The organism is Thermalbibacter longus (assembly GCF_023806485.1).
Lineage (GTDB): Bacteria > Chloroflexota > Chloroflexia > Thermomicrobiales > Thermomicrobiaceae > Thermalbibacter > Thermalbibacter longus.
Map to the genome: position 1 here is coordinate 369,023 of NZ_JAMSLR010000004.1, position 21,482 is coordinate 390,504.

Below are 21,482 nucleotides of genomic sequence, written 5' to 3' on the forward strand. Positions count from 1 at the left end.
GGAGACCGGTTAGGGAGGGGGCATCGATGATCGTCGTCATGGAGCCTGGCGCGACGCAAGAGCAGATCGAGACAGTCGTCAAGCGCGTGGCCGAGTTCGGTTTCGGTACCAAGATCGTCGTCGGTGCCGAGCGCTCGATCGTGGGCGTGCTGGGAGCACCACTGCCGGATACGCTCAAGGAGGCGCTCGAGCTCCTCCCCGGCGTCGAAGAAGTGGTCCGGATCACCAAGCGGTACAAGCTGGTCAGCCGGGACTTTCACCCGATCGATACCGTCGTCCACGTCCGCGATGTCGCCATCGGAGGGAACGAGGTGGCGGTCATCGCTGGGCCGTGCTCGGTCGAGAGCGAAGAGCAGATCATCGAGACGGCGCGGGCAGTAAAGGCGGCTGGCGCCCGGCTGCTGCGTGGCGGCGCGTACAAGCCGCGCACCTCTCCGTACGAGTTCCGCGGCCTCGGCGAGACGGGACTGAAGTATCTCGCCAAGGCGCGCGAGGAAACCGGATTGCCGATCGTCACCGAGGTGCTGAGCCCGCAGGATGTCGACCTGGTGGCCGAGTACGCCGACGTGCTGCAGGTGGGCGCTCGCAACTGCCAGAACTACCTGCTCCTGGAGGCCGTGGGAAAGGCGAAGAAGCCGGTCTTGCTCAAGCGCGGGATGTCCGTCCAGATCGAGGAGTGGCTGCTCGCGGCCGAGTACGTGATGGCCCAGGGGAACGAGCAGGTCATCCTCTGCGAGCGCGGCATCCGCACATTCGAGACGTTCACGCGCAACACGCTCGACCTAGCGGCTGTGCCAGTCGTCAAGCGGCTGAGCCATCTGCCGATCATCGTCGACCCCAGCCACGGCACCGGGCGCTGGTACCTGGTACCCTCGATGATGCTGGCCGCGGTCGCTGCCGGAGCCGACGGGTTGATCGTCGAGGTTCATCCGAACCCTGACCATGCCCTCTCTGACGGCGCGCAGTCGCTGACCTTCGAGAACTTCGCGACGGTGATGCCGCGGTTGGCAGCGGTCGCCCAGGCGGTCGGCCGTTCATTGCCGTTGCCCCAGGTGCCGGAGGCTGAGACTGCGCTCTCCCCGGCCGATTAGGTTGGTGCACTCGATGGCAAGCTCTATCGATGACGTGCTGGCCCAGATTCGTTTCGACGAGCGGGGCCTGGTGCCTGCCATCGTGCAGGACGCCGCGACTGGCCAGGTTCGTATGCTCGGGTATGCCAACGCGGAGGCGATCGAGCGAACGCTCGCGACCGGCCTGGTGCACTTCTGGAGCCGTAGCCGGGAGCGCCTCTGGATGAAGGGCGAGACGTCGGGCCACATCCTCGAGCTGGTCGAGCTTCGCCCTGATTGCGACGGCGATGCGCTACTCATTCGGGTGCGCCCGCGTGGGCCGACCTGCCACCTGGGGCGGGAGAGCTGCTTCGACTCCGAGCCGCTGGCCCGCGGTTCGGTTCCCCAGCCAGCGACCGTGCAGGTGATCGAGGACGTCGCGAGCGTGATCGCCGCGCGCCGGCGCGAGCCGCGCGCTGGCTCGTACACCAGCTACCTCTTCCAGGAGGGCATCGACAAGATCGCCAAGAAGATCGGGGAGGAATCGGCCGAAGTCATCATCGCGGCTAAGAACGCCGACGCTAGCGCGCTCGCGAACGAAGCCGCGGATCTGCTCTATCACCTCGTCGTCTTGCTGGAGGCAGCGGGGGTCGACAGAACGCAGGTTTGGTCCGTCTTGCGCGAGCGGCGAGGCCGGACGCAGCCGGATCAGGGCTCCGTGTCCTCGTAGTAGAGCGGGGGGCGCACAGTCATCCGGCCCCGCTCGAGATCGACGTCCAGAATGACTGAGCGGAGCGCGGGGAGCAGGGTCTCGCCACGGCTGCCGCGAACGACGTAGACATCGTTGGCGCCGGTCTCGATGATCTCGACTAGCTCGCCGAGCGACTCGCCGGCCTCGTTGAACACCTCGAGGCCCAGAAGCTGGAACTGGTAGTACTCGTCCTCTCCGAGCGGGGCAGCCTGTTCCAGGTCGATGCGCACGATTTGGCCACGCAACTCCTCGGCTGCCTCGCGCGTTGCGATCCCCTCCAGCCGAAGCACGGCGATGTCGCCCTGGAGCCGCGCGCCGAGGAGACGTCTGGGGCTCTCTTCGCCCTCGAGATAGACGCGCTCGAGCCGGGGAATCCGCTCCGGGAAGTGTGTCCAGATGCGCAGGCGCACATCCCCACGCAAGCCGGATGCGCCCACGATCCGACCGATCGAGAGCTGCGTCGTCTGGCTCTCACGCTTCGGTGGCAGGTTGCTGCTCCGGCTCGATCTGGTCATCGATCGTCAAGCTGGCGTGTACCCCGTAACGAATAGCGGTGATGCTCAAGAGGGTTCGCATGGCCCGCGCGATGCGTCCCTCACGACCGATCACCTTGCCGAGCTGATCAGGCGCTACCGAGAGACGGATGATCACTGCCCGGCCGCGGCGGCGCGATCTGATCTGGATGGCGTCGGGTCGCTCAACGAGCTGGCTGGCCAGGTACCGGATCAGGCCGCTCAGCTCGCTCACCGCTCGCTGCGGATCGGCGGCGCGGTCGGGAGGACGGCCGGGACGCCGCTGGTAGGGCCGGGCCGGGCCTGTGCCGGACATGGCCCGTACCTCGTGCTAGAGCGACTGCTCGGCAGCAGCCTCGGACGGCGCCGCCGACGCAGCCGGCCCCGACGACTTCTGTGAAGACGCCGGCTTGTTGGCCGCCTCCGGCTGGCGGCCGGGCAACACACCGGCCTTCACGAGGATCGAGCGCACAGTCTCGGTCGGCTGGGCACCGTGCTCCAGCCAGTAGCGCGCGCGCTCAGCGTTCACCTGGATCGTCGCCGGCTCGGTTCGTGGATTGTAGTAGCCGACTGCCTCGATAAAGCGGCCATCGCGTGGCCAGCTCGCCTCCGCCGCCACGATGCGGTAGTGTGGCTGGCCCTTCCTTCCCATCCGCCGCAGTCGCAGCTTGATCATCGTCTCCCGACTCCAACCCCTCGTGTGATCCCGACACGCTCATTGTCTCGGTGCGCGAAACAGGGGCGCTCCAGTAGACTCCAGGTGCGCAAACGCAACGGGAGCGCCCGCAACTCTGAACTGTAGCAGAGTATTCGAACCGACGTCAAACGACTTCCGGCATCTGTTGCGCGTGGCGCGACACTATGCTATCGTGAGGATAGCAAAGCGATCCCTGCGACCGGGGTAGGCGAGAACGCGCTGAGCTTCGATGCGCCGGTCCGAAAGGAGTAGCGCTGATGGCAGCCCAAGTGCTGGTGCAGCCGGAGATCCAGGACGACCGCGCGGTACCCCGGGCCGGAGAGCGCATTACTCGCGACGCCTACGGTCGCCCGATTACCTACCTGCGCGTTTCCCTCACCGACCGCTGCAACCTGCGCTGCGTCTACTGCATGCCGGCCCACGGGGCGAAGTTCGCGCCGCGCGAGGAGCTGCTGACCGACGAGGAGTTGCTGACCGTCATCCGGGCGGCCGCCAAAATCGGATTCAGCAAGATCCGCTTGACTGGCGGCGAGCCGACCATCCGGCCCCACGTGGTCGACCTCGTGCGCGAGATCGCCCGCATCCCCGGCATCGAAGATATCTCGATGACCACGAACGGGCTGTTGCTGGAGCGCATGGCGCACGACCTCAAGGCGGCCGGTCTCAGGCGTATCAACATCAGCATCGATACCCTCGATCCGATCCGCTACAAGGTGATGACCCGCGGGGGCAAGATCGAAAAGGTCTGGGCCGGGATCGCGGCGGCCGAGGACGCGGGTCTCACGCCGATCAAGCTGAACGCCGTGGTGGTGCGCGGCATGAACGACCACGAGGTGCCGGATCTCGCCGCGCTGACCATCGATCGTCCCTGGCAGATGCGCTTCATCGAGGTGATGCCTCTCGAGGGGGTCGCTGACGTCCACGACACTGGGCTGGTGACCACCGCGGAGACGATCGAGCTGATCGAACGAGTCCACGGCAAACTGATCAGGCTGGAGGCGCCACTCGGCGACCCAGCACGGGTCTACCAGATCCCGGGCGCGCAGGGGACGCTCGGGTTCATCAGCCCGGTGAGCGAGCCGTTCTGCGCCTTCTGCAACCGCATCCGCTTGACAGCCGATGGCAAGCTGCGCCTCTGCCTGCTCCGCAACGACGAGGTGGACGTGCGCGAGATCCTGCGCTCCGGCGGCACGGAGGACGATCTGATCGAGCAGATCCGGTTCGGTGTCTGGCGCAAGCCGTGGGGCCACGGGCTGCGCGAGGGCGACCGGAACACCGGCCGGGGCATGAGCCAGATCGGCGGTTGATTTGGCCGCTGCTGGCTGAGGCGCTCTCCTAGTCGGCACGTCTGCTCTCCCGCCGCAGTCCTCCACGCTCTTTCCGTTTCGGGCAACCGTCAGGCCCGGCAAACCCGTGGGCGCGGCGACAAGCCTCCTCTCGTCCCGTGCGTGCCACTCGCCTTCCTGCAATTGACCGTGCCGAGCCAGCCTGCTAGCCTGCGGCACGAAGGCTGCCGGCCTCTGCCGGAACGTCATCCTGCGAGCGGGAGGAGTGGCCGGCGAGTTGCCCGGGGTGTCGTGGCGAGGGGAAGGCGGCATGAGCGCGACCAATCTGGTGCGTGAGAAGCTTGTCCAAGCGACCCAAGTGCTGCAGGAGCTCGACCTCGATCTCTGGTTGCTGATGGCGCGGGAGAGCGACGTGATCGGCGACCCCAGCTTGCCGCTGGTGGTCGGCACCAGCGTGACCTGGGAGTCGGCCTTCCTGGTCTCCCGGACGGGCGAGCACACCGCGATCGTCGGCACCGGGGACGTGGAGAACATTCGGCAGACGGGTGCCTGGGACAACGTGGTCGGCTACGTGGAAGGAGTCAGCCGGCCGCTGCTCGAGGCGCTCGAGCGGTACGACCCTCGAACCATCGCGCTCAACTACTCTCGCGACGACGTGCTGGCCGACGGGCTTACCCACGGGCTGTATCTGCTGCTCCAGGATATCCTGGAGCCGACACCGTACTGGTCACGCATTCGTAGCGGGGAGGACGTCGCCAGGCGCGTGCGCAGCCGCAAGTCGGCAGAAGAGCAGCGGCGCCTGCGCCAGGCTGTCGCGACCACGCTCGAGATCTGGGACGCCCTGCGGGCCTGGCTGCGGCCGGGCTTAACCGAGCGGGAGATCGCGGCCTTCATGCACCGGCAGGTGCGTGAGCGAGGGTTGGAGACAGCCTGGGATCCGCATTACTGTCCCACGGTCACCGCCGGCCCGGACTCCCTGGTCGGCCACGTTGGTCCCACCGACATCGCCATCCAGCGTGGACAGCTCCTGGCGATCGACTTCGGCGTGCGGCAGGAGGACTACTGTTCCGACATGCAGCGGACGTTCTATTTCCTGGCCGAGGGTGAGACAGCCGCGCCGGAACCGGTGCTGAGGGCGTTCGATCTGGTCTCGGGCGCCATCCAGGCGGCCGCCGAGGCGCTGCGCCCGGGCGTGATGGGTTGGGAGGTCGACCAGGTGGCCCGCGAGATATTCGCGCGGGCCGGAGCCGAAGAGTGGAAGTTCGGCCTCGGACACCAGGTCGGGAGAGCCGTCCACGACGGTGGCTGCCTGCTCGGGCCGCGGTGGGAGCGCTATGGACGGAGGCCCTACGATCGGGTCGAGCCGGATCAGGTCTACACCCTGGAACTCGGGGTGAGCGTGCCCGGCTACGGTCGGGTCAGTCTCGAGGAAGAGGTGATCGTCCATGCGAGCGGCTGCGAGTTCTTGGCGCCGCCACAGCGCGAGCCGATCCTGATCGGATGAGGACAACGGATGGAACCGATGGTGCCCCCGAAGGTAGGTGAGCTGGCGGGGCGCGTGGGCGCTCGGGCCCAAACTCGTGTCGAAGCGTACCTGCGCGATTTGACGCGGCTGGTCAACCTGGACAGCGGCACCTTCAATGTCCCGCTGGTGAACCAGGTCGGCTGCGAGCTCGCCGTGATGCTAGAGCGGGGCGGCTGGCGAGTCGAGCGCTACCCGGCCACCGGCTTCGGCGACCACCTCGTAGCGACACTGCCTGGGGACGGGCGGCGGCGCGTGATGCTCCTCGGACACTTCGACACGGTGTATCCGGCCGGCACGGCGGCGACCCGCCCGCTGGCCGTGCGCGAGGGCCGGGTCTACGGGCCCGGCGTGCTGGATATGAAGGGCGGGCTGGTGCTGGGCATCCACGCGGTGGAGCTGCTCGCCGGCTTCCCCGACCTGGCTCGGCCGGATCTCGTCTTCGTCCTGAACAGCGACGAGGAAGTCGGCTCCCCCACCTCGCGCCAGCTCATCGAGGAGACAGCGCGGGCGGCCGATGCCGTCTACGTGCTGGAACCGGGGCGCGAGCCGGGCGGGGTGCTCGCGACACGCAAGGGTGTGGGCATGTATTCGGTCACGGTACACGGCCGGGCCGCGCACGCCGGCGCGGCACCGCAGGACGGGCGCAGCGCCGTCCTGGAGCTGGCCTACAAGACGGTGCACTGGCACCAGCTCAACGACTTCGAGAAAGGCACCACCGTCAACGTCACCGTGGTGCGGGGCGGGACGCGGAGGAACGTCGTCCCTAAGCTCGCCATGGCCGAGATCGATGTCCGAGTGCCCAGCCACGAAGAGGCCACCCGGGTCGACCAGGCGATCCGCGAGATCGCCGCGCGTTCCTGGGTGCCGGATACCAGGGCCGAGGTGAGCGGCGGGCTGAACCGGCCGCCGATGCAGAAGCTGGACGGCACGCATTCCCTCTTGAGGTTGGCTGAGGCGATCGTGCAAGCGATGGGGCTGGAGTTCGCTGAGCTCGCGAGCGGTGGTGGGAGCGATGGAAACTTCACGGCGCTCATCGGGGTGCCGACGCTGGATGGCCTCGGACCGATCGGGCGAGGAGCGCACAGCTCCGCGGAGTACATCGACCTGGAGAGTCTCCCGACCAGGCTCACCTTGCTGGCGCTGCTCATCGCGCTCGCGCCGCCGCGCTCCGAGTAAGCTCCTCTTTCTGCCTGCCCGCTGGCTCAGCGACGAGCCAGGCCCGGCCGTAGGCGCGCATGTCGCGGATGAGCGGCACCAGCGCCTGGCCCTTGGCCGTCAGCTCGTAGCGCGGGCGAGCCGACGCCGGCTCGGACAAGCGTTGGATGATGCCCTGCTGCTCGAGCTGTTTCAGCCTGGTCGAGAGGGTCTTGGGGCTAATCCCGCTGACCGAGTGCTGCAACTGGGAGAAACGCTTCGGGCCCTTAGACAGATCGCGGATGATCAGCGGTGTCCATACGTCGCAGATGATCGATGCCGTCTGGGCCAGCGGGCAGTGGTCCAACGAATCGCGCGGTGGCCTCATGAGCGGCTGACCTCCATGAGCGTGTCCTGTCTTGCCTGAGCAAGCCGGGGTGCTTGCCCGTCACGGCCATCGCTAGCGCAAGGATAGCATGCACGTGCTCAGTGTAGATTGACAGAAGGCTTGCCGGGTTACGTTCCGGCTTGGGTGGCGCCCAGGGGATGGTATTGCTGGCGAGCGACGGTATGCTCTCCAAGGCGGAGTGGAGCGTGCTGGTCGAGCGGTCGGACGATCGATGAGGGGCGAGCGGGCTGAATTGGCGCCCAGTTCAGAGTTGCCGCGGCGGGCTTGGGAGATCCGCTTGCCGGTCTGGCCGGTGTCGACGGCTCCGGTGCCGGGGTGGTTGGTGACTGGGGCTGGGGCGGTGACCGCCGTTGCCGGGGGCGGGCTAGTTGGCTTGGTGGCGGCGTGGCTCGGTCCGGTTCCGGCCGCTGGCCTGCTCGGCGCGCTGGTGGCGGGGATCGCGATCGTCACCGACGCGCGAGCCGGTCTCTGGGTCGTGCTCGCCATCTGCGCGCTGCTCCCGTTCGCGGTCATCCCGGTCAAAGTCGTGTTGACGCCGGCGCTTCTCGAGACCGCGAGCGCAGCGGTGCTGGGCGTCTGGCTGCTCTCGACGCTGCTCCGGCGCGACCGGCTCCTGCCGGTTCACACTGCTGGGCTGTGGGTAGCCCTGCTCCTGGTGGTGACGCTGTTCGCGTTCGTGCTCGGGCTCGGGCGCGGGTATACCACGCAGACCTACCACGACTACATGAAGTTCATCTTCGGGGTGCTGCTGTTCTACGTAGTCTGGAGCACGACGCAGACGATCGACGACGCGCGCCGGCTGCTGACCGTGCTGCTCGTCGTCACCGGGCTGGCCGCACTCGGCGGGCTCGTCCTCTACATCGCCGGCCCGCAGGTCACGTTGCTGGCGCTGGCGAGGCTGATCCCCTACGGCTATCCGAGCGACCGGATCGTCCGCTACATCGAGGATGACCCGGCCAAGCCGATGCGGCTGACCAGTACCTCCGTCGACCCCAACTCGTTCGCCGGATTAGTAGCGGTCGTGCTAGTGCTGGCCGTCGTGCAGGGGATCGCCCGCCGGCCGGTGTTGCCGCGCTGGCTCTGCTGGGGCGTCGCTGCGGTGCTTGCCCCGGCGCTGCTTCTGACCTACTCGCGCGCCGGTTGGCTCGGCGCGGCGGCGGGCATTGGGCTCGCTGCCGTCCTGCGCTATCGCTGGATGCTTGTCCCCGGCGTCGCTGGCCTGGCAGGCGCTCTGGCGCTGGGTCTGGGCGAGGTCTTCTTCCAGCGGCTGTGGCTGGGCTTCACGCTGCAGGACCCGGCGACCAGGATGCGACTGGAGGAGTACCGCACTGCACTCGCGATCATCCGCGAATATCCCCTATTCGGCGTCGGCTTCGGCGACGGGCCGACGATCGCGCTCTGGACGGGCGTGTCGAGCATCTACCTGATGGTGGCCGAGCGGATGGGGTTGCTCGGCCTGGCCGCGTTCTTGCTCGCGGTGGGATCGATCGCGCTGGCCGGCCTGAGGGCCTGGCGCCAGGCCGCTGACCGGCCAGCGGGAGATCTGCTTCTGGCGCTCGGCGGCGCGCAGTGCGCGGCGCTCTTCATCGGGCTCTTCGATCACTATTTCTTCAACATCAGCTTCCCGCACATGGCCACGGTCTTCTGGACCATCCACGCGCTGATCCTGGCCGTGAGCCAGCAGGTGCGCCCCCTATCGCGGCTAGTCTCTCCGCCACGGCGGGCTTGACAGTCCCGAGCGCCAGCGATAGCGTCGATCCCGAAACCAGTGGCAACCAGGGAGGTGAGGCCATGTCGCTGGACGCGGTCTATCGGCGCCACCTCGACATCACGGTGGAGTACGACGTCCCCGCCCGCATGCGAGACGGCACGACGCTCTACGCCGACCTCTACCGCCCGACTCGTGGCGGGCCGTTCCCGGTGCTGCTGATGAGACTCCCGTACGACAAGACCCAGGCGGAGAACCTCACGTATCACCACCCGGCGTGGTACGCGCGCCAGGGCTTCATGGTGGTCGTCCAGGACACGCGTGGGCGCTGGCGCTCGGAGGGCGACTTCTATCCGTTCGCCTTCGAGGCCGAGGACGGGTACGACACGGTCGAGTGGGCCGCATCGCTGCCCGGCTCCAACGGACGAGTCGGCATGTACGGCTTCTCGTACGTCGGCGCGACACAGCTCCTGGCAGCGACCCAGCGGCCGCCCAGCCTGCGCGCGATCTGTCCCGGGCTCACCGCTTCCCAGTACTACGACGGCTGGACGTACAACGGCGGCGCGTTCGCGCTCGCCTTCTGCGCCTCCTGGGCCACGCAACTAGCCATCGATACTGCCAAGCGGCGCGGTGACGACACCGCGACTGCCCAGCTCGCCGCCGCGTTCATGCAGGCTCCTGCCTGGTACAGCTCCCTGCCGCTAAAGGAGTATCCACCGTTGGCCGCTACTGGCCTCGCTCCGTACTTCTTCGATTGGCTCGAGCACTCGAGTTACGACGAGTACTGGCGCCGCTGGAGCATCGACGAGGACTACTCGCAGATCACCGTGGCCGCCCTGCACATCGGAGGCTGGTACGACATCTTCATCCATGGGACGGTGAAGAACTTCGCTGGCCTGCGCCGTGAGGCGGGCGACGAGAACGCGCGGCGGATGCAGAAGCTCCTGGTCGGCCCCTGGTACCACCTCCCGTGGGGACAGGTGACCGGCTGCGTCGACTTCGGGCCCGAGGCCCGCAACATCGTCGATCTGTGGCAACTGCGCTGGCTGAAACAATTCCTGATGGACGAGGACACCGGTGTCCTGGACTCGCCGGTGACCGTCTTCGTCATGGGGATCAATGAGTGGCGCGACTTCGACGACTGGCCGCCACCCGGGGTCGTCGAACGAGACTTCTACCTGCACAGTGCCGGCGCGGCCAACTCGATCAACGGGAACGGCCGGCTGAATCTCGATCCGCCCGGCGGCGAACCGCCGGACGTCTATACCTACGACCCGCTCTTCCCGACGCCCAGCGCTGGGGGCCGATCCTGCTGCTTCGCGACGATTGCCCCGATGGGCCCGGCTGACCAGGCGGCCGTGGAGATCTCCAACGGTGTCCTGGTCTACACCTCGGCGCCGCTCGAACGAGACCTTATGGTGGTGGGGCCAGTGCGCGCCACGCTCTACGCCGCCTCCTCGGCCCACGACACCGACTTCACCGTCAAGCTCTGCGACGTCGGCCCGGCTGGGCAGTCGATCAACATCGCGCAGGGGATCGTCCGCGCGCGCTTCCGGGAGTCGCTCAGCCAGCCCAGCCTGATCACACCGGGAGAGGTGCACGAGTACCGGATCGACCTCGGCCCGACGGCGCACGTCTTCCGTCGGGGGCACCAGATCCGCGTGCAGGTGTCGAGCAGCGATTTTCCGCACTGGGATCGCAACCTGAACACCGGTGGCGAGCTGGGTGCCGAGGGCGCGGCCGCGGCGCGCGTGGCGACGCAGATCGTCCTCCACCAGCACGACTACGCCTCTCGGATTACGTTGCCGGTGCTGGAAGAGTAGCGGCCGGCGGCTCGACAGGCTGGTTGAGCGTCTCGCCGAGCGCGCGTTGCCGATCGCCGATCGCAACGAGGTACACTAGGCCGGGCGGGAGCGGCTCCACTCCGCTCCCGCGCTGCGCTGGACTCGTGTTCGGGTGATGGAGCGCGTATGCGGGTGACTGACCTCCGGATCGCTGGTCCGACCCCGATTCCCCCGGCTGTCATGCAGGCGATGCAGCGTCCGATGATCTACCATCGCGGCGCAACCTTTCGCGGATTCTTCAAGGGACTGCTCAGGCAACTCGAGCGTGTCCACCAGACAGACGGGAGCGTGCTCGTCCTGCCAGGGACTGGATCGGCGGGGTGGGAGATCGTGCTGGTGAACACGCTCTGCCCAGGCGACCGCGTGCTGGCGGTCGTCGCTGGCGACTTCGGAGAGCGCTGGGCGAGCGTGGCCGCGCGGTTCGGCTTGCGGGTGGAGCGCGTCGAGGTTCCCTGGGGCCGCGCGGCGACAGCGGAGATCGTCGGGCGGGCGCTGGCGGCGAACCCGGACGTCAAGGCGGTGCTCTACACCTACAACGAGACCTCGACCGGAGTGGCGAACCCGCTGCCGGAGGTGGGCGAGCTGGTCAGGCAACACGGCGCGCTCCTGCTCGTCGACGGGGTCAGCGCCGTGGCCGGCATGCCGTTGGAGATGGACGCCTGGGGGGTCGACCTCATCTTCAGCGGGTCGCAGAAGGCCTGGATGTGCCCGCCGGGCCTGGTCATCGTCGGCGTCGGCCCGCGGGCCTGGGCGGCCAGCGAGCGAGCTGGCTTCCCCCGGGCGTTCTGGGATCTCAGCGAGTACCGCGCGCAGGCGGAGACGGGCGACCTGCCGTCGACTGCGCCGCTGACGCTGCTCTATGCGCTCCAGGCCGCCTGCGACCTCATCGAGGCCGAGGGGCTGGAGCAGGTCTTCGCGCGCCACCGCTTGCTCGCCGAGCTCGTCAGGGACGGCGCCACCCGGCTGGGCTACCAGTTGCTCGCCGAGCCGCCGTACGCCTCGCCGACGGTGACGGCGCTGCTGCCGCCCGATGGCCTCGCCGCCGATACGGTCGTGCGGGAGTTGCGGGAGCGTCACGGTATCGAGGTGAACGGCGGCCAGGGGCGGCTACGGGGGAAGATCGTGCGCGTGGGCCACATGGGATGGGTGCACGAGCCGGAGCTCCACCGCCTGCTGGCGGCGTTGGAAGACGTCAGCGCCGCGAGGCGGGAACCTCGCTGACCGGCTTTCCATCCAGCATCAACGGGCGGCCAGGCGATTCGAGACTTCGCGGCCGGCTCGTCCCCACAGCGAGCCGTGGCGGGAGCCGGGCCGCGCCCGCGACCCTGCGAGCGCGCCGGCTCGCAGCGAGCCCGGAGGGCAGCGGACTGCCCATTAGGCGCGATCCAGTGGCTGCTCGGAGTGTGCCCGCGCGGCTCTCACTCCGCCTGCGGCACACATGTCTTGCCGTCACCGTGTCGAGCAGGGTGGCATCGGCTGAGACATCGCCGCTGCCGTCCGCGTCCCAGTAGACCTCGACATCGAACGGGTCCCCAAGCGTGGTGTCGCCCGTGCCGCTCGAAACGAGACCGCACACGTGGATGAGCGGCGAGACCGCCTGGTCGTTCGCGTCCGTGCTCGCCGCCGCCACCTCGTCATCGCTCGAGCAGCCGCCGAACGACGCGCTAGCCGTGAGGGTCGAGGAACGACTCGAGCACTAAGCCGAAGCCGGCTCGGGAAGGGACGAGGGTGTCACCGGGTAGGGGCGACCCCCTGTGGTCGCCCGGTGATTGCCCAAACACTAGGGGGCGTCGGGGAGACGAGGGGCAAGCACGGGGGCCTGCCTCTACAGGTGATCGTTCGCCGGGGCGGCCCCGAGGATGCGTCATAGGCCGCTTGCCCTCGCGCAGGGGCGCTATTATACTTATCGAGTGTCCTTGCTAGCCGTTTTCCCGCGTCTCTCGACGAGCCCGGGAGGGGGTTAGCGAAACTGAGGCACCGAGGAAGGTTCATGGTGGAGCAGATCGACGACGTGCAGACCGGCCGGCAAGCGCGCCCGTTCGGGCAGGATCCCGTGGAGGACGGGCAGTCCGCCCTGCAGGAGCTTCTGAGCGACCCGGCCCACGATTACCGGGTGTTCAAGTACGGCGATGTGGTCGAGGGCCAGGTCATGGCCATCGGCCGGGACGAGATCCTGGTCGACATCGGCGGCAAGTCGGAAGGGGTCATTCCGAGTCGCGAATTCTCGACGCTGTCGCCGGAGGAGCTGGCGCGGCTGCAGCCGGGTGACCGAATCCTGGTGTTCGTGATGCAGTCCGAAGACCAGGCCGGCCAGGCTGTCCTTTCGATCGACCGGGCTCGGCAGGAGAAGAGCTGGCGGCGGTTGCAAGAGGTCTACGAAGCTGGCGAGATCATCGAGGCCGAGGTCGTCAACTACAACAAGGGTGGCCTGCTGGTCAACCTCGAAGGGGTGCGTGGCTTCGTCCCAGCTTCGCAGGTCATTGCGATTCGCGGTGGTGACGAGAGCACCAAGCAGGCCGACATGGCCCGGATGATCGGCTCCAGACTGAAGCTGAAGATCATCGAGATCAACCGGCATCGGAACCGGTTGATCCTCTCTGAGCGGCAGGCCGTGCAGGAGCAGCGCGATGCGGTCAAGGCTCAGCTCATCGAGACGCTGCGCGAGGGCGAGGTCCGGCGCGGCCGGGTGACGAGCATCGCCGATTTCGGAGCCTTCGTGGATATCGGCGGAGCTGATGGTCTCGTCCACCTCTCCGAGCTCTCATGGAGCCGAGTGAAGCACCCGAGCGAGGTGCTCCAGGTGGGTGACGAGGTCGATGTCTATGTCCTCTCCGTCAACCCCGAGCAAAAGAAGATCGCGCTGAGCATCCGTCGGACTCAGCCAGAGCCCTGGTCACGCGTGGCTAGCGCGTACAACGTCGGGCAACTGGTGCGGGGCACGGTGACGCAGCTTGCCAACTTCGGAGCGTTCGCCCGGCTGGAAGACGGTATCGAGGGCTTGATCCACGTGTCCGAGCTGGCCGGCTGGCGCGTTGAGCACCCGCGCGAGGTGCTCAACGAGGGTGACGAAGTTATTGTCAGGATTATCCGGATCGACCCAGCGAGGAGGCGCATCGGGCTGAGCTTGCGCCAGGCGCTGGAGGCCGCCGACGAAGAGATCGAAGCAGCACTGGGGCCGGAGGGCGTGGCGATCAAGCAACAGTTGCTCGATCGAGGTATCACGCCGTATCCTGAAGAAGGAGACTCCGAGCCGGAAGACGAACCGACGGCCGAGCTCGATGAGGAAAAAGCGGAGGCCGAATCGGAGACACCTCCGGCCGATAATGGTGAGGGCGCGTAGCCCGCGATCCCGCCAGACCCCCGCACACGAACAAGGTGCCTGGTTGTCGTGCTCCCAGGCACGGCCAGGCGAGAAGGCCCCCAGCCGGCAGCGCCGTGTGGGGGCCTGAGGTTCCTTGCAGGACTGTCAGGTCCCGCCGGCCCGATCCACGCCCAGGACCGGCAGCCAGCACATCCGGATTGGCCTCGCGCCTTCCGGTACCGAAGTCCTCAGGGAAACCCGGCGATCGGTACCGATGGAAGATAGGACGGATCGCTGCCGTTTCAGTAGACTAGAAGGTGTCACGCAGGGCATGGGCATCGGAACTGACCCGACCGGGAGTCGAACGAGACAGAGACTGATCGAGGGTTGAGGCCCGAGGAGTGCATCATGGCTGATAAGTTCGAAAAGTTCACCGAGCGAGCACGCAAGGTGCTGACGCTGGCCCAGGAAGAGGCCCGGCGGTTCAACCACAACTACATCGGCACCGAGCATTTGCTCCTGGGCCTCGTCCGCGAAGGGGACGGCGTCGCCGCGCGCGTGCTCATGAGCATGGGGGTGCAGCTCCCCAAGGTGCGCAGCGCAGTCGAGTTCATTATCGGACGTGGCGATAGCACTGTCGTCGGGGAGATCGGGCTGACGCCCCGAGCGAAGAAGGTGATCGAGCTGGCGGTAGACGAGGCCCGGCGGCTCAATCACCACTATATCGGCACCGAGCACCTGCTGCTCGGACTCGTACGCGAGGGCGAAGGCATCGCTGCGGGCGTGCTCGAGAGCCTCGGCGTGAGCCTGGAGAAAGTCCGCCAGCAGGTGATCCAGGTGGTCAGCCAGGGGAGCGCCTACCAGCAGCGACCTCAGCAGACGAAGACGCCGTACCTGGACGCGCTCGGGTTCGACCTCACCGAAGCGGCGCGACTCGGCAAGCTGGATCCGGTGATCGGCCGGCAGACCGAGATCGAGCGGGTGATGCAGATCCTGTCACGGCGGACGAAGAACAACCCCGCGTTGATCGGTGAGCCGGGCGTGGGCAAGACGGCGATCGTCGAGGGTCTGGCCCAGCGCATCGTCAGCGGCGATGTGCCCGAGCCGCTGCAGAACAAGCGGCTGGTGGCGCTCGACATCGGCGCGTTGGTTGCCGGTACCAAGTATCGCGGCGAGTTCGAGGAGCGACTGAAGAAGATCGTGGCCGAGGTCAAAGAGTCCGGCGCGATCCTCTTCATCGACGAGCTGCACACACTGGTCGGCGCTGGCGCGGCGGAAGGCGCGGTCGACGCGGCCAATATCCTCAAGCCGGCCCTGTCTCGGGGTGAGGTGCAGACGATCGGCGCGACTACGCTCGACGAGTACCGCAAGTACATCGAGCGAGACGCGGCGCTGGAGCGGCGGTTCCAGCCGGTGATGGTCAACGAGCCGACGGTCGAGGAGACGATCGAGATCCTGCGCGGCATCCGGGAGCGCTACGAGGAGCACCACAAGCTGAAGATCGCCGACGAGGCGCTGACGGCTGCGGCGATCCTGGCCTCGCGATACGTCACCGACCGGTTCTTGCCCGACAAGGCGATCGACCTGGTGGACGAGGCCGCGTCGCGAGTTCGCATGTACCGGTCGGCCTCGCCGCCGACGCTGAAGGAAGCCCGCCGCGGGCTGGAATCGCTGCGGCGCGAGCTCGACGCCGCCGTGACCGGCCAGGAGTTCGAGCTTGCCGCCGAGCTCCGCGAGCGCGAGCGCCAGCTCGTCCAGCGCATCGCTGATCTCGAGCAGCATTGGCGCGAGGAGCAAGGGCAGGACGAGCCTGTCGTCACGGACGAGGACATCGCCCAGGTCGTCTCGATGTGGACGGGTATCCCGTTGACCCGGCTGGCGACTGAGGAGAGCGAGCGCTTGCTCCACATGGAAGAGGCGCTGCACGAGCGGATTATCGGGCAAGACGAGGCGATCGCGACACTCGCCAAGGCCGTGCGGCGCGCTCGCGCTGGTCTGAAGGATCCACGGCGGCCGATCGGGAGCTTCATCTTCCTAGGGCCGACCGGCGTCGGGAAGACGCTGCTGGCCCGGGCGCTGGCTGAGTTCATGTTCGGCAGCGAGGACGCGCTGATCAAGATCGACATGAGCGAATTCATGGAGCGGCATACGGTCTCACGGCTGGTGGGCGCGCCACCGGGCTACATCGGCTACGAGGAGGGTGGCCAGCTCACCGAGGCCGTGCGGCGGAAGAGCTACTCGGTCATCCTGCTCGACGAGATCGAGAAGGCGCACCCCGAGGCGTTCAACATGCTGCTCCAAATCATGGAGGACGGAAGCCTGACCGATGCCAAGGGGCGGCGAGTCGACTTCCGTAACACCATCCTGATCATGACCTCGAATATCGGCGCCGAGATGATCCAGCGCGAGGGCACGCTAGGGTTCGCCACGGCCGAGAACCAGGAGAAGCGGCTGCAGCACGAGTACCAGGCCATGAAGGACAAGGTGCTCGGGCAGCTCAAGCAGACCTTCCGCCCAGAGTTCCTGAACCGGATCGACGCGGTGATCGTGTTCCACCCGCTGTCGCCCGAGCATGTCCGCCAGATCGTATCCCTGGAGCTCAAGCGCGTGCGCAAGCAGCTCGCCGAGCAGCAGATCAGCCTGGAGGTTACCGAAGCGGCCATGGATCTGCTGGCCAAGCGCGGGTACGACCGGCAGTTCGGCGCGCGCCCGCTGCGGCGGATCATCCAGAACCTGATCGAGGACCCGCTCGCCGAGGGGCTCCTGCAAGGACGCTTCAAGCCGGGCAGCACCGTGGTGATCGATGTGCGCGACGACCTGCTCGCGATCGAGCCGGCCGAAGCGCTGACCACCGTGTCCTGAGCGATCGCCGGCAACCGGACGGCCCACCGCGGAACCGCGGTGGGCCGTTTTCTTCATCCCTGCTACTGTCTTCCGTGCTCGTCGGCCGTGCCTCGAAGGCAAGGCATTGCTGTGATCAATGCAGGTCAGGCTGGAGACCAGGATCGAGCAGGCGCTCGCTGCTTAGCAGGCGTGTGGCCAGCCAGACGGCTTGCACGGCTGCGCGGCATTGCTCGAGGGTTGCCGGAGCCTGGAACGTGACCTGAAGGTGGGGGGCTTGGGATCGCACCGAGGCGAAGACAGGTAGCAGCCCGTCTTGCCGTAGCACGTCGGCGAGCTCGCGAAGGCGTTCGAGGTGCAACTCGGACGGAGCGGCGAGCAATAGTCCCGGCTCGCGCCGGTGTACCCAGGTGGACGGCAGCAGGCGAGCCGCGCGACGGCCCACAGGAACTCGGAGATCGAACGCATCGCCTTCGGCAGCGGGTGCTGCGCGGAGGCTCACCCAGAAGGTCAACAGATCCGTTGCTCCCCCGAGAGCACGTACCAGCCAGAGGGGCGGGATCTCACGCGGCAGGAGGAAGAGCGAGGCGTCGATCCGGCGTGCTGGCCCCTCGGGCAACTGGGCCGTTGCTGTGAACCCGTACCCGGTGGCAGCCAGGCGCGGTTCGGCATAGCGCTGGCCGAGCGCGAGCCGGAGCCATTCGGCACGAGATCGAACCAGCCGATCCTTCTGCTCCCGCCCGAGGAGGTAGCTGGCCATCAGGGCAACCAAGAGCAGGATCGCTGCCCTTGTCAGGGCGTCGGGAATTCCCACCATCGTCTCGCTCTACTCCGGGGCCGCACTGGCAGCCTCCTCCGTCACGACACACAACGATGGTACGCGGCGCGCCGGGGGCGATCCGAGCCAACCCATCGAGCTTCCCACGCTCATACAGCACGTCTGCTCAGCGAGGCTGGCAGCGGTGTTGCGCTGCTGGTACAATGCGAACAACAGTTCGTATCTCAGCCAATCACCGGAGGATGACGGACGATGACACGCGGGCGCGGGAGGGGCCGGACGATCTGGGTCTGCCAGCAGTGTGGCTTCGAGAGTCCTGGATACTACGGGCGTTGTCCCTCGTGCGATACCTGGGGCAGCATGGTCGAGACCTTCCTGCCTGGCAAGCCGTCTGGCTCGCAGCGTGCGAGCAGCGGCGCGGCTGCGCGCCCGCGGCCACTCACGGAGGTGTCGAGTGCCGCCGAGACACGCCACCAGATCGCGATCGGGGAGCTCAACCGGGTACTGGGCGGCGGGCTCGTACCTGGCTCGCTGGTGCTCCTCGGCGGCGACCCTGGGATCGGCAAGTCGACGTTGCTCCTGCAGGCAGCCGATGCATTGACGACGAGCGCCGGCTCGGTGCTGTATGTGGCCGCCGAGGAGTCGGCCGAGCAGGTGAAGCTGCGTGCCGACCGAATCGGGGTAAGCGGGCATGGGCTCTTCATTCTCCCGGAGACGAGCCTGGATGCGGCGCTGGAGGCGGCCGAGGAACTGCGGCCAGCGGTACTGGTCGTAGATTCGATCCAGACGGTGTATGTGGAGGCGCTGGAATCGTCCCCCGGGAGCATCAGCCAGGTACGGGAATGCACCTCGCGGCTCATGCAGTACGCCAAGCGAGCGCGGGTTCCGGTGTTCATCGTCGGCCACGTGACGAAGGAGGGGGTGATCGCCGGGCCCCGCGTGGTCGAGCACATGGTCGATGCGGTGCTCTACCTGGAAGGGGAGCGTTTCCAGCAGTACCGCATCCTGCGGGCAGTCAAAAACCGTTTCGGATCGACCGATGAGGTCGGCGTCTTCGAGATGGTCGAAGCTGGCCTGCGAGAAATCCTGAACCCGTCGGAGGCGTTCTTGGGAGAGCGCGCGCGCAATACGCCAGGATCAGCGGTCGTGGTCACCCTGGAGGGAACGCGTCCCATCCTCATCGAGGTGCAGGCGCTCACCAGCCCAGCCGGTTACAGCATGCCACGGCGCACCGTGACCGGTTTCGACGTGAACCGGCTGCAGATGTTGCTGGCGGTGCTGGGCAAGCGGGCTGGGGTCCGGCTCGGAGACCACGATGTGTTCGTGAATATTACCGGCGGACTGCGAGTGGCCGAGCCGGCGATCGACCTCGGCGTCGCCGTGGCTATCGTCTCGAGCGCGCGGGACGTGCCCGTCGATGCCGAGACGGTGCTGATCGGCGAAGTCGGGCTCTCCGGAGAGCTGCGCAGCGTCAGCGGCCTGGAACGGCGGCTGCAGGAAGCGGCGCGGCTCGGCTTCCGTCGCGCGGTGGTACCGCAGCGGCGCGGCAACGGCTCGATCTCCGTGCCGAATATCGAACTGGTCTGGACCAGGACCATTGCCGAAGCGGTCGAGCGGTCGCTCAGCGCGCCAATGTCCGCTCGGACACCGGCCGGCGAGCCAGCTCCAGAATGAGATCCGCCAGCCGGTCGGCCGCGTCGAGCCGGGCTTGCTGCCGTGCCGCTGCCGCCATCCGTAGACGCTGGCTCTCGTCATCCAGTATCTGGCCAATGACGTCGAGCAGCCGTGCCTCGCTCAGTTCCCGCTGGGGCAGTAGCACGGCAGCGCCAGCCTCGCTCAGAATGCGAGCGTTCAGCGTCTGCTCATCGCCACTCGCGCCAGGCAAAGGGATCAGGACCGCCGGCTTGCCGAGAGCTGCCAGCTCGGCGATCGTCCCCGCTCCGGCACGCCCGACGACCAGCCACGCCGCGGCGTAGACGTCGGCCAGCTCCTCACCCAGAAACTCTCGCACCACGTAGCGCGCCGCGAGCTCGGCTGGCAGCGAAGACCGTCGATCCAGCAGGCGAGGATAGTCGCCGTTCATCGAGGCCGGCCCGCACTGGTGGATGACCTGGGTGCGCTCGAGCAGGCGAGGGAGCGCTCGCTCGACAACCAGGTTGATCGCGTGCGCGCCGAGCGCCCCTCCTGTGATGTAGACGATCGGCAGGTCTGGCGCGAGTCCGAATTCCTGGTAGACCTTCGCCGCGTGTCCGTCCAGCAGCTCTGGCCTGACAGGGTTGCCGGTGACCACCACCTTGCCCCGTCGTGTACGCAGCGCGCGCTCGCTGGTCACATACGAGAGCGCGATGACATCGGCGAAACGCGCATTGATCCGAGTCGCGAGCCCGGCGGTGGCCGTCTGCTCATGGATCAGCACCGGATAGCCTGCCGCGAAGCCACCGATGACTGCCGGCACGCTCACGAAGCCGCCGGTGCCGAAGACGACGTGTGGGCGAAAGGCTCGGATGTGGCGGTAGGCCTGTATGATCCCCAGCGGGACACGGATCGCGTCGACGAGCGTGTGGGCCGACAGGTAGCGGCGAAGCTTCCCGGTGGAGACCGCGCGGAAGGGTATGCCAGCCCCGCTCGCTACCTGGCGCTCGAGGCCTGCGTGCGAGCCGATCCACAGGGCCTCGACCGGCACGCGCCGGTAGAGCGCGCGCAGCACCGCAACTCCCGGTTGGGTGTGACCGCCGGTGCCGCCACCGCCGATGACCAGACGTAGAGCCTCTTCTGCCATCTCACCTCACCTGCGCCGGTCCACAGGCGCATACCCGTGATAGTAGTCACGCTGACCTTCGAGCGCCAAGGAAATTCGAGGGACATGTCCCTGGCCACGCGCATGGGGATTCCGGATGTCGGACTTCGCCGGTCGCAGCCGGGCACCCTCGGTTGAGCGGATCGGGTTTCCGCTACAATTGTCCTTTAGAGCTGAGGCGAGCGGTGAGGCCACGTGGCCTAAGATCGGGCTTTGCCTCGCTCGCTTCATCTGAACGAGTGAACGAGCCTGCACATCGGTTGACTGCGTGAGGTGCGATGTGACCGAGCCGCTGGCCCAACCGGCCAGATCGAGCGCCCAGCCAACTTGGCGTCCAATCGCGCTGGTCGGCCTCATAGCGGCGTTGGTGCTCGTGGTTGACCAGATATCCAAGACGCTGGTGGTGGCCACGCTGGGGCCTAGCGCTGGAGGGAGGACGCTCGAGCTGATACCTGGCGTGCTCTGGTTGCTTTACGTGGAGAACACCGGCGCGGCATTCGGGCTGTTCCAGGGACGCAACCCGGTGCTCGCCGCGGTCGCGCTCGTCATCGTGCTCCTTCTCGCGATCTGGTTTCGCGCACTGGCCGCGGCGACGCCCTGGGGTGCGCTGGCGCTGGGCTTGCAAATCGGTGGAGCACTGGGGAACGTGGTCGACCGTCTCCGCCACGGCTTCGTGATCGATTTCATCGACGTGCCGTTCTGGCCTACCTTCAACCTCGCCGACAGCGCGATCACGATCGGCGTAGCGATTCTGCTCGTGGTGCTCGTGCGGAGCGATGCGCAGCGAGCAAGCCAGGCGGAGCAGCAGGACGGGAGAAGGTAGCGCGCCGCGCGGCAGCGTGCAACGAGC

At 67.4% G+C, this 21,482-nt stretch carries 18 protein-coding genes; 12 read left to right on the forward strand and 6 right to left on the reverse strand.

What is annotated here, in order from left to right:
- Positions 1-26 precede the first annotated feature (26 nt).
- Together aroF and hisIE are read left to right on the forward strand one after the other, a co-directional pair.
- Entirely contained in the window at positions 27-1,091 is a 1,065-nt protein-coding gene (gene aroF / locus NET02_RS08405; protein WP_284056946.1) for a 3-deoxy-7-phosphoheptulonate synthase, read from the forward strand.
- 13 nt (positions 1,092-1,104) lie between these two features.
- Positions 1,105-1,779 (forward strand): bifunctional phosphoribosyl-AMP cyclohydrolase/phosphoribosyl-ATP diphosphatase HisIE, encoded by a 675-nt coding sequence (gene hisIE, locus NET02_RS08410; RefSeq protein ID WP_284056947.1) that lies wholly within the window; start codon positions 1,105-1,107, stop codon positions 1,777-1,779.
- Here hisIE and rimM read toward each other — a convergent pair.
- From rimM to rpsP, 3 genes are read right to left on the reverse strand one after another with little or no spacing between them, the layout of a single operon-like run.
- A complete protein-coding gene (gene rimM / locus NET02_RS08415; RefSeq protein ID WP_284056948.1) occupies positions 1,758-2,315 on the reverse strand; it encodes a ribosome maturation factor RimM in 558 nt (185 codons plus the stop codon). The two genes, hisIE and rimM, sit on opposite strands and share 22 nt — an antisense overlap.
- The gene (locus NET02_RS08420) at positions 2,272-2,628 is read right to left on the reverse strand and encodes a KH domain-containing protein (RefSeq protein ID WP_284056949.1); all 357 of its coding nucleotides are present in this window, start codon (positions 2,626-2,628) and stop codon (positions 2,272-2,274) included. Before NET02_RS08420 ends, rimM begins: the two co-directional genes overlap by 44 nt.
- A gap of 15 nt (positions 2,629-2,643) precedes the next feature.
- Complete coding sequence (rpsP, locus tag NET02_RS08425) at positions 2,644-2,988, reverse strand: 30S ribosomal protein S16 (RefSeq protein WP_284056950.1); 345 nt, start codon at positions 2,986-2,988, stop codon at positions 2,644-2,646.
- A 278-nt stretch (positions 2,989-3,266) separates the two neighbouring features.
- Between rpsP and moaA the strand changes: the two genes are divergently transcribed.
- The 3 genes from moaA to NET02_RS08440 all read left to right on the forward strand — a co-directional run bounded on the left by moaA (position 3,267) and on the right by NET02_RS08440 (position 6,996).
- Positions 3,267-4,316, forward strand: a complete 1,050-nt coding sequence (gene moaA, locus NET02_RS08430) for a GTP 3',8-cyclase MoaA (protein WP_284056951.1) — start codon at positions 3,267-3,269, stop codon at positions 4,314-4,316.
- Positions 4,317-4,605: 289 nt separating this feature from the next.
- The gene (locus tag NET02_RS08435) at positions 4,606-5,799 is read left to right on the forward strand and encodes a M24 family metallopeptidase (RefSeq protein WP_284056952.1); all 1,194 of its coding nucleotides are present in this window, start codon (positions 4,606-4,608) and stop codon (positions 5,797-5,799) included.
- Between the two features lie 9 nt (positions 5,800-5,808).
- Positions 5,809-6,996: a M20 family metallopeptidase gene (locus NET02_RS08440; protein WP_284056953.1), complete on the forward strand. Its 1,188-nt coding sequence runs from the start codon at positions 5,809-5,811 to the stop codon at positions 6,994-6,996.
- Here the strand turns inward: NET02_RS08440 and NET02_RS08445 are convergent.
- Entirely contained in the window at positions 6,965-7,342 is a 378-nt protein-coding gene (locus NET02_RS08445; protein ID WP_284056954.1) for a winged helix-turn-helix transcriptional regulator, read from the reverse strand. The genes NET02_RS08440 and NET02_RS08445 overlap by 32 nt on opposite strands.
- Before the next feature lie 298 nt (positions 7,343-7,640).
- Between NET02_RS08445 and NET02_RS08450 the strand changes: the two genes are divergently transcribed.
- The 5 genes from NET02_RS08450 (at position 7,641) to NET02_RS08470 (ending at position 17,078) form a co-directional block, all read left to right on the forward strand.
- Positions 7,641-9,092 (forward strand): O-antigen ligase family protein, encoded by a 1,452-nt coding sequence (locus NET02_RS08450; protein ID WP_284056955.1) that lies wholly within the window; start codon positions 7,641-7,643, stop codon positions 9,090-9,092.
- 62 nt (positions 9,093-9,154) lie between these two features.
- Positions 9,155-10,894 (forward strand): CocE/NonD family hydrolase, encoded by a 1,740-nt coding sequence (locus tag NET02_RS08455; protein WP_284056956.1) that lies wholly within the window; start codon positions 9,155-9,157, stop codon positions 10,892-10,894.
- Positions 10,895-11,041: 147 nt separating this feature from the next.
- Positions 11,042-12,136 carry a pyridoxal-phosphate-dependent aminotransferase family protein gene (locus tag NET02_RS08460; RefSeq protein ID WP_284056957.1) on the forward strand — a complete coding sequence of 365 codons (1,095 nt, stop codon included), beginning with the start codon at positions 11,042-11,044 and terminating at the stop codon, positions 12,134-12,136.
- 769 nt (positions 12,137-12,905) lie between these two features.
- Positions 12,906-14,255, forward strand: a complete 1,350-nt coding sequence (rpsA, locus tag NET02_RS08465) for a 30S ribosomal protein S1 (protein ID WP_284056958.1) — start codon at positions 12,906-12,908, stop codon at positions 14,253-14,255.
- 369 nt (positions 14,256-14,624) lie between these two features.
- Entirely contained in the window at positions 14,625-17,078 is a 2,454-nt protein-coding gene (locus tag NET02_RS08470; protein WP_284056959.1) for an ATP-dependent Clp protease ATP-binding subunit, read from the forward strand.
- Between the two features lie 115 nt (positions 17,079-17,193).
- On the opposite strand, the gene NET02_RS08475 is transcribed toward NET02_RS08470, so the two are convergent.
- Positions 17,194-17,874 (reverse strand): hypothetical protein, encoded by a 681-nt coding sequence (locus NET02_RS08475; protein ID WP_284056960.1) that lies wholly within the window; start codon positions 17,872-17,874, stop codon positions 17,194-17,196.
- A 213-nt stretch (positions 17,875-18,087) separates the two neighbouring features.
- On the opposite strand from NET02_RS08475, the gene radA reads away from it, so the two are divergent.
- Complete coding sequence (radA, locus tag NET02_RS08480; RefSeq protein WP_284056961.1) at positions 18,088-19,509, forward strand: DNA repair protein RadA; 1,422 nt, start codon at positions 18,088-18,090, stop codon at positions 19,507-19,509.
- Here radA and murG read toward each other — a convergent pair.
- The gene (murG, locus tag NET02_RS08485) at positions 19,457-20,614 is read right to left on the reverse strand and encodes an undecaprenyldiphospho-muramoylpentapeptide beta-N-acetylglucosaminyltransferase (RefSeq protein WP_284056962.1); all 1,158 of its coding nucleotides are present in this window, start codon (positions 20,612-20,614) and stop codon (positions 19,457-19,459) included. The two genes, radA and murG, sit on opposite strands and share 53 nt — an antisense overlap.
- Before the next feature lie 298 nt (positions 20,615-20,912).
- Here murG and lspA point away from each other — a divergent pair, with 298 nt between their 5' ends.
- Positions 20,913-21,455: a signal peptidase II gene (gene lspA / locus NET02_RS08490; RefSeq protein WP_284056963.1), complete on the forward strand. Its 543-nt coding sequence runs from the start codon at positions 20,913-20,915 to the stop codon at positions 21,453-21,455.
- The last annotated feature ends 27 nt before the right edge of the window (positions 21,456-21,482 follow it).

Coding starts and splice junctions, on each gene's coding strand:
- NET02_RS08420 (WP_284056949.1), bottom strand. CDS start 2,628: ATGTCCGGCACAGGCCCGGCCCGGCCCTACCAGCGGCGTCCCGGCCGT.
- NET02_RS08435 (WP_284056952.1), top strand. CDS start 4,606: ATGAGCGCGACCAATCTGGTGCGTGAGAAGCTTGTCCAAGCGACCCAA.
- murG (WP_284056962.1), bottom strand. CDS start 20,614: ATGGCAGAAGAGGCTCTACGTCTGGTCATCGGCGGTGGCGGCACCGGC.
- NET02_RS08455 (WP_284056956.1), top strand. CDS start 9,155: ATGTCGCTGGACGCGGTCTATCGGCGCCACCTCGACATCACGGTGGAG.
- moaA (WP_284056951.1), top strand. CDS start 3,267: ATGGCAGCCCAAGTGCTGGTGCAGCCGGAGATCCAGGACGACCGCGCG.
- radA (WP_284056961.1), top strand. CDS start 18,088: ATGACACGCGGGCGCGGGAGGGGCCGGACGATCTGGGTCTGCCAGCAG.
- rpsP (WP_284056950.1), bottom strand. CDS start 2,988: ATGATCAAGCTGCGACTGCGGCGGATGGGAAGGAAGGGCCAGCCACAC.
- NET02_RS08440 (WP_284056953.1), top strand. CDS start 5,809: ATGGAACCGATGGTGCCCCCGAAGGTAGGTGAGCTGGCGGGGCGCGTG.
- NET02_RS08470 (WP_284056959.1), top strand. CDS start 14,625: ATGGCTGATAAGTTCGAAAAGTTCACCGAGCGAGCACGCAAGGTGCTG.
- hisIE (WP_284056947.1), top strand. CDS start 1,105: ATGGCAAGCTCTATCGATGACGTGCTGGCCCAGATTCGTTTCGACGAG.
- NET02_RS08445 (WP_284056954.1), bottom strand. CDS start 7,342: ATGAGGCCACCGCGCGATTCGTTGGACCACTGCCCGCTGGCCCAGACG.
- NET02_RS08460 (WP_284056957.1), top strand. CDS start 11,042: ATGCGGGTGACTGACCTCCGGATCGCTGGTCCGACCCCGATTCCCCCG.
- rimM (WP_284056948.1), bottom strand. CDS start 2,315: ATGACCAGATCGAGCCGGAGCAGCAACCTGCCACCGAAGCGTGAGAGC.
- NET02_RS08475 (WP_284056960.1), bottom strand. CDS start 17,874: ATGGTGGGAATTCCCGACGCCCTGACAAGGGCAGCGATCCTGCTCTTG.
- rpsA (WP_284056958.1), top strand. CDS start 12,906: ATGGTGGAGCAGATCGACGACGTGCAGACCGGCCGGCAAGCGCGCCCG.
- aroF (WP_284056946.1), top strand. CDS start 27: ATGATCGTCGTCATGGAGCCTGGCGCGACGCAAGAGCAGATCGAGACA.